The 450-nt window shown below is 46.2% G+C and carries 1 protein-coding gene; it reads left to right on the top strand.

Going from position 1 to position 450, the window contains the following annotated elements; translation table 11 throughout:
• A partial coding sequence (locus WKU26_RS12700) for a polysaccharide biosynthesis/export family protein (RefSeq protein WP_340322322.1) occupies window positions 1-450 on the top strand: 450 nt, incomplete at both ends.

The following is a 450-nucleotide window of genomic DNA, read 5'->3' as shown; positions in this document are numbered from 1 at the left end:
AAAACCAAAAATGAAGCCGAAGCCCTCATACGAGAAGGCTTAAAACCCTACTTAAAAGAAACTCCCATCGTCACCGTACGCATGGCCAACTATAAAATATCTGTATTGGGAGAAGTTACCCGGCCGGGTACCTTCACTGTGTCCAACGAAAAAGTCAATGTGCTCGAAGCCCTTGCCATGGCAGGCGACATGACCGTATACGGAGTACGCGACAATGTAAAACTGATTCGCGAAGATGCACAGGGAAAACGTGAGATTGTGATGCTCGACCTTACCAAGTCCGACATCGTGCTTTCTCCCTACTTCTACCTGCAGCAGAACGACATCCTCTATGTCACCCCGAATAAAACCAAGGCCAAAAACTCCGAAATCGGTAATACTACCACCATCGCCATCTCGGCTACTTCTATCTTAGTATCCATTGCCAGCTTGATTGTAAATATTACAAAG

The sequence above is a fragment of the Phocaeicola sp. HCN-40430 genome (assembly GCF_037890285.1).
Taxonomy (GTDB): domain Bacteria; phylum Bacteroidota; class Bacteroidia; order Bacteroidales; family Bacteroidaceae; genus Phocaeicola; species Phocaeicola acetigenes.
This window is presented reverse-complemented; position numbering and strand designations above follow the sequence as displayed.